This is a genomic window from Streptomyces sp. SID5785 (assembly GCF_009870065.1).
Taxonomy (GTDB): domain Bacteria; phylum Actinomycetota; class Actinomycetes; order Streptomycetales; family Streptomycetaceae; genus Streptomyces.
In genome coordinates this window covers 1-9,646 of sequence record NZ_WWIA01000174.1, presented here as the reverse complement: position 1 = coordinate 9,646, position 9,646 = coordinate 1, and the positions used below count along the sequence as shown (strand labels likewise).

Genomic DNA, 9,646 nt, shown 5'->3' with positions numbered 1-9,646 from the left:
CACTTCGAGGAGTGGAACGGCGGCATCTACATGGATGCCGTCGAGTCCGCCCTCAAGCAGATCGCCGGCCAGAAGGACGTGCGCCTCGTCTCCTTCCGGCAGTTCGTCGACTGGCTGGACGCCCAGGACCCGGCGGTCCTCGACCGGCTGCGCTCGCTGCAGGTCGGGGAGCAGCCGCCCGGCGGCTGGAACGCCTTCCTGCGCCCCGAGAAGAAGGCGCAGGGAGCCGCGGGCCCACGGGCGAAGTGAGAGAGGATCGCAAGGAGACAGGCGCCCGCCGCACCAGGAGGAGAGTCACATGACCCGGCCGATCACCGCGGGAGTGGACGGATCGCCCGAGAGCGCGGCCGCGGCCGCGTGGGCGGCCCGCGAGGCGGTGCGCCGCGCGCTGCCGCTGCACCTCGTGCACGTCGGACAGCTGCTGCCGGAGACGCTCGTGCTCGCCGCCGACGCGTCCGCGCAGCTCCAGTGGGCGCACGACCTGCTGGCCGGGACCGCGCGTGAGATCACCGGCCGCCACCCCGGGCTCGCCGTCACCACGGACGTGCTCGAGGACGACGGCGCCGGCGAGTCCCTCGTGGCCGCGGCCGCCGGCGCCGAGCTGCTCGCGCTCGGCTCCCGCGGCCACGGGCCGATCGTCGGGTTCCTGCTCGGCTCCGTCGGCCAGCAGGTCATCGCCGGGGCCCCGGGCCCCGTGGTCCTGGTGCGGGCGGACGACGAGGCGTCGTCCGAGGCGGCGGGGCGGGACGTCGTGGTCGGGCAGGAGGGAGACCCGCAGGACAGCGCGGACGCCCTGGAGTTCGCCTTCGCGACGGCCGCCGCCCGCGGTGCGCGCGTGCGGGCGGTGCGCGCCTGGAGCCTTCCGCCGGTCTTCGCCTACAGCCCGGCCTCGCTCGAGCTGCTCGACAAGTCCGGCGGCCTCGAACCGTACGAGCGGCAGGCGCTCGGCGAGGCCCTGGCCCCGCTGCGCGAGCGGTACCCCGACGTGCCCGTCACCGAGCACGTCGAGATCGGCAGCGCGGGGCAGGTGCTCCTCTCGGCGGCCCCCGAGGCACAGCTCCTCGTCGTGGGGCGCCGGGCCCGGCGCACCGCCGTCGGCGCCCGGATCGGCTCGGTCGCCCACGCGGTCCTGCACCACGCGCCCTGCCCGGTCGCCGTGGTCCCGCACCGCGCCTGATCGGCCGGAACCGGCCCGGCGTGCCGCACGCCGGGCCGGTTCCGTGCGCCTCACAGGTGGCTGAGGATCGTCACGAGCGCCGTGCCCTCCATGCCCAGCTGGACGCCGAACGCCCACCGGCGCACCCGGTCACCGGGCGCCGCCTGGACCACGACCAGCGCGACGACGCCGAGCACCAGCGCCCCCACGAACAGCTGGTTCGGCAGCGACCAGCCGCAGTTCTCCCCGTACGTCAGACAGCGGCCCGCCCGTTCGGACATCAGCGTGAGCACCAACGCACCGAGGGCCGCCGGCAGGAAGAGCACGGCGGCGACCGCCGACCAGAAGCGGACCGGATGCGGCGGGTCGGACGGCCCGGCGGGAATGTGATCCATACATGCCATGGAACGCGCCGGGCCCGCACCGGCGCACCGGCGCGCGTACTCAACCGCCGGGGTACGTCCTACTCAGGCGTTCAGGGCGACGACGGCCTCGTCCGTGTAGGGCAGGAAGGTCAGGGTCTGGTGGAAGTACAGCTCGATCCCGCGGGCGTCGTGCGCGGTGTAGCCGATCGCCAGGTCCTGGCCGAGCCGGAGCTCGAAGTCGCCGCCGCGCGTGGACAGCACGTACGCGCCATCGAGGGCGGGGGCCCAGATCAGCTCGCCGTCGAGGATGCGGCTCAGGTGGCCCGCGATCGGGTACCCGTGGTCGGAGGTCTCGCTGACCGCCGTGTAGGCGTCCGCGCCGAGCAGCAGTGAGTACGGGCCGTCGACCCCGGCCAGGCGCAGTGCGGTGAGCGCCCGGCTGATCGTGTCCGGGTAGTCGCGCGGCTCGGCCGGGAGGCTGAGCACCGGGTTCGACGTGCGGTCGCGCAGCCCCGCGATGCCCGCCGCGGCGTACCCGTCGAAGATCGCCCGGTCCTCGGCGAAGGCCATGGCCCGGGCCGCGTCCTTCACGGGCTGCCAGTCGGAGTCCTGCGCCCCGCGCTCCACGTCGTCGACCGCGTCACGGCCGACGGTGAACGGCACCCGCAGGTCGACGAGCGGCTGCACGCCGCGCAGCCGGGCCAGGACGCCGGGCGCGGGCGGGCTGATGTCGCTGAGGTGACCGGTGCCGACCGCGGCGAGTTCGGGTCCGTCGGGACCCGTCACGTCGACGACGCGGCGGCCCGCCACATGGCGCTGGAACGTCCGGCCGGCCTCCTCCTCGATCTGCTGCCAGGCGGCCGGGGTGATCGGCGCGAGGTCCCGGTGGAGATTGGTGCTCATGCGCTGACTCCTTTGAGGCTGCCGATGCCGAGGGAACCCTCGGCCGCCGCGGAGGCCCGCGACGGCGCGGCCGGCAGGTCGTCGAGAAAGTCGTCGGTCGGTACGTGGAAGAGGCAGCCGGTGACCGCCGTGGAGAAGTCGAGGATGCGGTCGTGGTTGCCGGGTGGATCGCCGAGGAACATGTTGCGCAGCATCTGCTCGGTCACGTCCGGGGTGCGGGCGTACCCGATGAAGTAGGTGCCGTACTCGCCCCGGCCGACGGCGCCGAACGGCATGTTCTCGCGCAGGATCTGCTGCTGCACGCCGTTCTCGTCCTCGATGACGTTGAGCGCGATGTGGGAGTTCGTGGGCTTCACGTCGTCGGCCATCTCCAGGTTGGAGACCTTGCTCCGGCCGATCACGTTCTCCTGCTCCTGCGTCGGCAGGGCCTTCCAGGCGGCCATGTCGTGCACGTACTTCTGCACGATCACGTAGCTGCCGCCCGCGAAGGCGGGATCCTCGTCACCGACGAGGACGGCGTCGAGCGCGGTCTGCCCGGAGGGGTTCTCGCTGCCGTCGACGAATCCGAGCAGGTCGCGCTCGTCGAAGTACTTGAACCCGTGCACCTCGTCGGCGACGCGGACCGCGTCGCCGAGCCGGTCCGTGATCAGCCGGCCCAGCTCGAAGCAGAGGTCCATCCGGCGGGCCCGCAGGTGGAAGAGCAGGTCGCCGGGGGTGGCCGGGGCCAGGTGACGCGGTCCTGCCAGGGCCTGGAAGGGGTGCAGGTCGCGCGGGCGCGTCCCGGCGAAGAGCCGGTCCCAGGCCGTCGAGCCGATGCCGACGACGCAGCTGAGCGCGTCGTCGGGGGAGCGGAAGGCCACGGACCGGTGCAGCGAGGTCACCTCGCTCAGGGTCTCCCGGACGGTCTCCTCGCCGCCCGGCGCGACGGTGAGCACGAGGAAGACCGCGGCCTTCGCGGGCTTGCTGACGATGTCCTGCGCTTGAACCACGGGCTCTCCCTGCCAGGCGGTGGCCATTGATCGCTTTTGACACCCTATGGGGAGCGGGCGGAGGTGGCACCCGGGTCTCGGTGATTCCTCCGAACCTCTGTGTCGGAGTTCACCTGCGGACCGGCGGACGTGCGGTGCGGAACCAGGTTGGTTCGATGTTAAACTTTGAACCAGGCCCCGACCGTTCTCCCCCGTACGGTCGGGGTCCTTTTTTGTCGTGTGGCATGTCCCATGGAGACATGTGTCCCGTCGGGACATCAGTGGGGGTACGGTGGAGGGGTGGGGGCACGCGAGAGCGACGAAGGAGTCGAGTCATGAAGGCGCTGCAGTACCGGACCGTCGGATCAGCCCCGGAGGTCGTCACCGTCCCCGACCCGGAGCTCGGCCCCGGGCAGGTCCTCCTGAAGGTCACTGCCGCCGGGGTGTGCCACTCCGACATCGCCGTCATGGGCTGGCCCGCCGAGAGCTTCCCGTACGCGCTCCCGCTCACGCTCGGCCACGAGGGTGTCGGCACCGTCGCCGCGCTCGGCGCCGGAGTGGACACGGTCGAGGAGGGCGACTCCGTCGCCGTCTACGGTCCCTGGGGCTGCGGCACCTGTGCGAACTGCGCCCAGGGCAAGGAGAACTACTGCCTGCGCGCCGACGAGCTGGGTATCCGGCCGCCCGGGCTCGGCGCCCCCGGCTCCATGGCCGAGTACATGATCATCGACGATCCGCGCCACCTCGTGCCGATCGACGGCCTCGACCCCGTCGCCACGGTGCCGCTCACCGACGCCGGGCTCACGCCGTACCACGCGATCAAGCGCTCGCTGCCCAAGCTCGTGCCCGGGTCCACCGCCGTCGTCATCGGCACCGGCGGCCTCGGGCACGTCGCCATCCAGCTGCTGCGTGCGATGACCGCCGCCCGGGTCGTCGCCCTCGACGTCTCCGAGGACAAGCTGGCCCTCGCCCGCACCGTCGGCGCCCACGAGGCGATCCTGTCGGACGCGGCCGCCGCCGGAAAGGTCAGGGAGCTCACCGGCGGGCGGGGCGCCGAGGCCGTCTTCGACTTCGTCGGCATCCAGCCGACCGTCGACACGGCGGGCGCGATCGCCGCGATCGAGGGCGACGTGACCCTCGTCGGCATCGGCGGCGGAGTCCTTCCGGTCGGCTTCGGCCGGCAGAACTTCGAGGTGAGCGTCACCGCACCGTACTGGGGCAGTCGCGGCGAGCTGATCGAGGTGCTCGACCTGGCCCGTTCCGGTGCCGTCTCCGTGCACACCGAGACGTACTCCCTCGACGAGGCCCCCGAGGCGTACGCGCGGCTGCACGACGGCAGGATCAACGGTCGCGCCGTCATCCTGCCGAACGGCTGAGACCGGCCGGGAACCGTCGGTTTTCGGCCACGGGGATGGTGCAGCGCTCAACTGTCGGCGAGGAGGGGCCTGTTCCGGGTGACGGGTGATCAATAACCTGAGGGTGACCGCCCGTCACCATCCCCAGGGAGCTCCATGTCCACCGCGCAGATCCCCGACATCCTGTCGCCGGAGTTCGCCGCGAACCCCTACCCCGCCTACCGGGCCATGCGCGAGTCCGCGCCGCTCATCTGGCACGAGCCGACCCAGAGCTGGATCGTCTCGCGCTACGCCGACGTCGAGCGCGTCTTCAAGGACAAGGAGACGCAGTTCACCACCGACAACTACGACTGGCAGATCGAGCCGGTGCACGGCAAGACGATCCTCCAGCTCAGCGGGCGCGAGCACGCGGTGCGCCGGGCCCTCGTCGCCCCCGCCTTCCGCGGCAGCGACCTCCAGGAGAAGTTCCTGCCCGTCATCGAGGCCAACTCCCGCGAGCTGATAGCCGGCTTCCGCGCCACCGGCTCCGCCGACATCGTCGCGGACTACGCCACCCGCTTCCCGGTCAACGTGATCGCCGACATGCTCGGCCTCGACAAGGCCGACCACGCCCGCTTCCACGGCTGGTACACCACCGTCATCGCCTTCCTCGGCAACCTCGCGGGCGACGCCGACGTCACGGCGGCCGGCGAGCGCACCCGCGTCGAGTTCGCCGAGTACATGATCCCGATCATCCGGGCCCGCCGCGAGAACCTCGGTGACGACCTGCTCTCCACCCTCTGCGCGGCCGAGGTCGACGGCGTGCGCATGAGCGACGAGGACATCAAGGCCTTCTGCAGCCTGCTCCTCGCGGCGGGCGGCGAGACCACCGACAAGGCCATCGCCAGCATCTTCGCCAACCTCCTCACCCACCCCGAGCAGCTGGCGGCCGTGCGCGAGGACCGCTCCCTGATCGCCCGCGCCTTCGCCGAGACACTGCGCTTCACACCGCCCGTCCACATGATCATGCGGCAGTCCGCCGTCGACGTGGAGCTCAGCGGCGGCACCGTCCCGGCGGGCGCGACCGTCACCTGCCTCATCGGCTCCGCCAACCGCGACGAGAACCGCTACAAGGACCCCGACACCTTCGACATCTTCCGCGAGGACCTGACCACCACCACGGCGTTCTCCGCCGCCGCCGACCACCTCGCCTTCGCCCTCGGGCGGCACTTCTGCGTCGGCGCGCTGCTCGCCAAGGCCGAGGTCGAGATCGGCGTCTCGCAGCTGCTCGACGCCATGCCCGACGTGCGCCTCGCGGACGGCTTCGACCCGGTCGAGCAGGGGGTCTTCACCCGGGGTCCGCAGTCCCTGCCGGTGCGGTTCACGCCCGTGGGAGCCTGAGGCCGGCGATGCCTCCGTGTATCCTTGCGGTATGCATCGTTCTTCGTGCCTGAGCTGGTGGCGCCTCCTCTAGAGGCGGCCACCCGTTCACGCACGTACAAGGGCCGTCCCCGGACGGCCCTTTCTGCTGCGCTCCCGCCCGCAGGTCCCGCCGTCCCGAGGACGCCGACACCTCCGGGAGAGACCATGACCACCAGCACCGACGTCCTCGGCACCACCCCCGCACAGACCCGCAGCGCGGAGCTCGAGCAGCTCGTGCGCACCGACCCCGGACGATTCCGGGTCCTCACCGGCGACCGGCCCACCGGGCGTCTCCACGTCGGCCACTACTTCGGCACCCTGCACAACCGCGTCAGACTTCAGGACCTCGGCGTCGAGACCCTCGTGCTCGTCGCCGACTACCAGGTGCTCACCGACCGCGACGTGGCCGAGCACCTGAAGGAGTACGTCGAGGAGCTGATCCTCGACTACCTGGCGATCGGCATCGACCCCGAGCGCTCCACGGTCTTCACCCACAGCGCCGTGCCCGCCCTCAACCAGCTGCTGCTGCCCTTCCTCAGCCTGGTCTCCGTCTCCGAGCTGAACCGCAACCCCACCGTCAAGGACGAGATCGCGCACTCCCGGCAGTCCTCCGTCAGCGGCCTCATGTTCACCTACCCCGTCCACCAGGCCGCCGACATCCTCTTCTGCAAGGCGAACCTCGTCCCCGTCGGCCAGGACCAGCTGCCGCACCTGGAGATCACCCGCACCGTCGCCCGCCGCTTCAACGAGCGCTACGGACACGGCACCCAGGTGCTGCCCCAGCCCGAGGCGCTGCTGTCGAAGGCGCCGCTCCTGCTCGGCACCGACGGCACCAAGATGAGCAAGAGCCGCGGCAACGCCATCGCGCTGTCCGCCGACGCCGACGAGACCGCCCGGCTGATCCGCGGCGCCAGGACCGACGCCGACCGCCGCATCACGTACGACCCCGCGCACCGGCCCGAGGTGTCCTCCCTCGTGCTGCTCGCCGCCCTCTGCGAGGAGAGCGACCCGCACCAGGTCGCGGGGGAGATCGGGGACGGCGGCGCCGCCGTGCTCAAGCGGCGGGTCACCGACGCGGTCAACACCCGGCTCGCCCCGATCCGGGCCCGGCGCGCCGCGTACGCCGCGGACCGGGGAACGGTCAGGGACGTGCTCCGGGCCGGCAACGCCCGGGCCAACGAGATCGCCGACCGGACCCTCCAGGAGGTACGGGCCGCCATGCACGCCGACTACTAGGGCCTGTCCGCGGCCCTGCCGTGGTCGGCCGCGCTGTTCCCGAGGCCCTGACGGGGCTCTACGCTTCGGGGCGTGCAGCAGAACCGCAGACGTGACCGGCGCCCGGGGCGGCGGCCTGCGCCGGCCCGGACCCCGGCGCCGGATCCGCCGCTGGCCGGCGCGGGGATCGTCCTCGTGGGCCACTTCAGCGCCCGGGACAAGGACCACACCGCCCGCATGGACGCCGCCGCACACACGGCGGCAGCGGCGGGTGCCCGCGTCGTCGGGCGCATCGTGCAGCGCCGCGGCGTCTCCGCGGGCGGCGCCGCCCGGATGGGCCTGCCCCACTCCACCCGTACGGTCCTCAGCCCCGGCAAGGCGCGGGAGGCCGCGGACCTGTGCGCACGCACCGGGGCCGACGCCGCGGTGTTCGTGACCCCGGTGACCGATCGTCAACGTGCCCTGCTGGCCGACCTGTTCGGCTGCCCGGTGCTCGGGCCGCTCACTGCACCACCGGCGTGAACCGCACGGGCAGCGAGGTCAGCCCGCGCATCCAGATCGACGGCCGCCACGTCAGCTCCTCCGGCTCCACCGCGAGCACCAGGTCCGGCAGCCGGTCCAGGAGCGTCTCGACGGCCGTGCGCGCGATGACGTCGGCGAGGAGCGGCGCGGGGTAGGGGCAGCGGTGCTCACCGTTGCTGAAGGAGAGGTGCGCCGCGTTCTCCGCGCCGACGTGTGCCTCGGGCCAGATCTGCGGGTCCGTGTTCGCCGCGGCGAGGCCGAGCACCACGCAGTCGCCCGCCCGGATCAGCCGCCCGCCGAGCTGCGTGTCGCGCACCGCCCAGCGGCCGATGAAGTTCTGCGTCGGCGTGTCCAGCCACAGCACCTCGTTCAGCGCCTCGCCGACACTCAGCCGGCCGCCCGAGACGTTCAGCGCGAACCGCTCGTCGGTCAGGAGCAGTCGCAGGGTGTTGCAGATCCAGTTCGCGGTCGGCTGCTGGGCCGCCGCGATGACCGAGATGAGGTCCTGGACGATCTCCTCGTCGCTCAGGCCCGCCGGGTCGAGGATCATCCGCGAGGTCGCGTCCGCGCCCGGCCGCTCCCGCTTCTCCTTGACGAGCGCCGCGATCCGCTCGCCCACGCGCACGTAGGCGGCGACGGGGTCGTCGCCCTCGGCCGCGTCCAGCGAGATCCGCAGATCCTCCACCAGGTTCTGGGTGTCCTCACCGAGCTGCGGCATGCCGCACATCTGCACCGCGGCCCGCATCGGCAGCGCGTGCGCGTACGCCGACATGAGCTCGGCCTGCCCGCTGCCGGAGAACTCGGCGATGAGCCGGTCGGCGATCTGCGCGCAGTCCCGCCCCAGTTCGAACTGGTCGACCTGCTCCAGCGCATGCGTGATCACGCCGGCCCGCCGCTGGTGCTCGGCACCCTCGGCGAACAGCACGGAGGGCTGGTAGCCGACGAACGGCATCAGCGGCCAGTCCGCGGGGATGTGCTCCCACTGGTTCCAGCGGCGCGAGTCACGGGCGAACAGCTCGTCGTGCGCGGTCACGTAGCTGACCTCGGAGTAACCGAGCACCAGCCACGCGGGCACGCCCCCGTCGAGCAGCACGGGCGCCACCGGGCCGTGCTCCCGGCGCAGCGAGCGGTAGAGCTGGGACGGCGTCTGCTGGTACTCGAGGCCGCTCAGCGGGACCGCGCCCGCGTGCGCCGGGCAGCCTGCGGGAGCGGTGGGGCTCTGGTCGGTCACGGTGTCGTCTCCTGGGCCATGGCCAGTTCGTAGAGGTGGTCGACGAGGGTGATCAGCACGTCCTTGCCGGAGGATCTGACCCGGGCGTCGCAGTCCACCATCGGGACCCGGTCGGGCAGTGCGAGCGCCTGGCGGATCTCGTCGAGGGAGTGCCGTACCGGCTCGTCGTCGAACCGGTTGACCGCGACGACGAACGGCGTCCCGTGGTGCTCGAGCCGGTCGATCGCGTACCAGGAGTCGTCCATGCGCCGGGTGTCGACGAGCACGACGGCGCCGAGCGTCCCCGAGAACAGGCGGTCCCACAGGAACCAGAAGCGCTCCTGGCCGGGGGCGCCGAACAGGTACAGGACCATGCGGTCGTTGAGGCTGATGCGGCCGAAGTCGAAGGCCACCGTGGTCGTCGTCTTGGAGGCGACGCCCGCCGTGGAGTCGACGCCGACACCGGCCTGCGTCATGACCTCCTCGGTGTTCAGCGGACGGATCTCGCTGACCGAGCGGACGAGCGTGGTCTTGCCGACGCCGAAGCCGCC

At 72.3% G+C, this 9,646-nt stretch carries 10 protein-coding genes and 1 pseudogene; 6 read left to right on the top strand and 5 right to left on the bottom strand.

Annotation, left to right across the window (positions count from 1 at the left end; all coding sequences use genetic code 11):
- Positions 1–249: pseudogene (locus tag GTW43_RS05340) on the top strand (hypothetical protein); the annotation flags it as partial.
- A gap of 49 nt (positions 250–298) precedes the next feature.
- Positions 299–1,177 (top strand): universal stress protein, encoded by an 879-nt coding sequence (locus tag GTW43_RS05335; RefSeq protein ID WP_161300453.1) that lies wholly within the window; start codon positions 299–301, stop codon positions 1,175–1,177.
- Between the two features lie 50 nt (positions 1,178–1,227).
- Here the strand turns inward: GTW43_RS05335 and GTW43_RS05330 are convergent, their stop codons facing one another.
- The 3 genes from GTW43_RS05330 to GTW43_RS05320 form a co-directional block, all read right to left on the bottom strand.
- Complete coding sequence (locus tag GTW43_RS05330; protein WP_161300452.1) at positions 1,228–1,551, bottom strand: hypothetical protein; 324 nt, start codon at positions 1,549–1,551, stop codon at positions 1,228–1,230.
- A gap of 72 nt (positions 1,552–1,623) precedes the next feature.
- A complete protein-coding gene (locus GTW43_RS05325) occupies positions 1,624–2,424 on the bottom strand; it encodes a family 1 encapsulin nanocompartment shell protein (RefSeq protein ID WP_161300451.1) in 801 nt (266 codons plus the stop codon).
- A complete protein-coding gene (locus GTW43_RS05320) occupies positions 2,421–3,413 on the bottom strand; it encodes a Dyp-type peroxidase (protein WP_161300450.1) in 993 nt (330 codons plus the stop codon). The genes GTW43_RS05325 and GTW43_RS05320 overlap by 4 nt, the downstream gene beginning before the upstream one ends.
- Positions 3,414–3,727: 314 nt before the next feature.
- Here GTW43_RS05320 and GTW43_RS05315 point away from each other — a divergent pair, with 314 nt between their 5' ends.
- The 4 genes from GTW43_RS05315 (at position 3,728) to GTW43_RS05300 (ending at position 7,885) form a co-directional block, all read left to right on the top strand.
- Complete coding sequence (locus GTW43_RS05315) at positions 3,728–4,768, top strand: NAD(P)-dependent alcohol dehydrogenase (RefSeq protein WP_161300449.1); 1,041 nt, start codon at positions 3,728–3,730, stop codon at positions 4,766–4,768.
- A 135-nt stretch (positions 4,769–4,903) separates the two neighbouring features.
- A complete protein-coding gene (locus tag GTW43_RS05310; RefSeq protein ID WP_161300448.1) occupies positions 4,904–6,127 on the top strand; it encodes a cytochrome P450 in 1,224 nt (407 codons plus the stop codon).
- Between the two features lie 186 nt (positions 6,128–6,313).
- Positions 6,314–7,384, top strand: a complete 1,071-nt coding sequence (trpS, locus tag GTW43_RS05305; protein ID WP_161300447.1) for a tryptophan--tRNA ligase — start codon at positions 6,314–6,316, stop codon at positions 7,382–7,384.
- A 72-nt stretch (positions 7,385–7,456) separates the two neighbouring features.
- Positions 7,457–7,885, top strand: coding sequence for a hypothetical protein (locus GTW43_RS05300; RefSeq protein WP_237536419.1), 429 nt, complete (start codon positions 7,457–7,459; stop codon positions 7,883–7,885).
- Here GTW43_RS05300 and GTW43_RS05295 read toward each other — a convergent pair.
- Positions 7,866–9,116, bottom strand: coding sequence for a cytochrome P450 (locus tag GTW43_RS05295; protein WP_161300446.1), 1,251 nt, complete (start codon positions 9,114–9,116; stop codon positions 7,866–7,868). The two genes, GTW43_RS05300 and GTW43_RS05295, sit on opposite strands and share 20 nt — an antisense overlap.
- On the bottom strand, positions 9,113–9,646 hold a 534-nt coding region (locus GTW43_RS05290), incomplete at its 5' end, for an ATP/GTP-binding protein (RefSeq protein ID WP_161300445.1). The genes GTW43_RS05290 and GTW43_RS05295, both read right to left, overlap by 4 nt.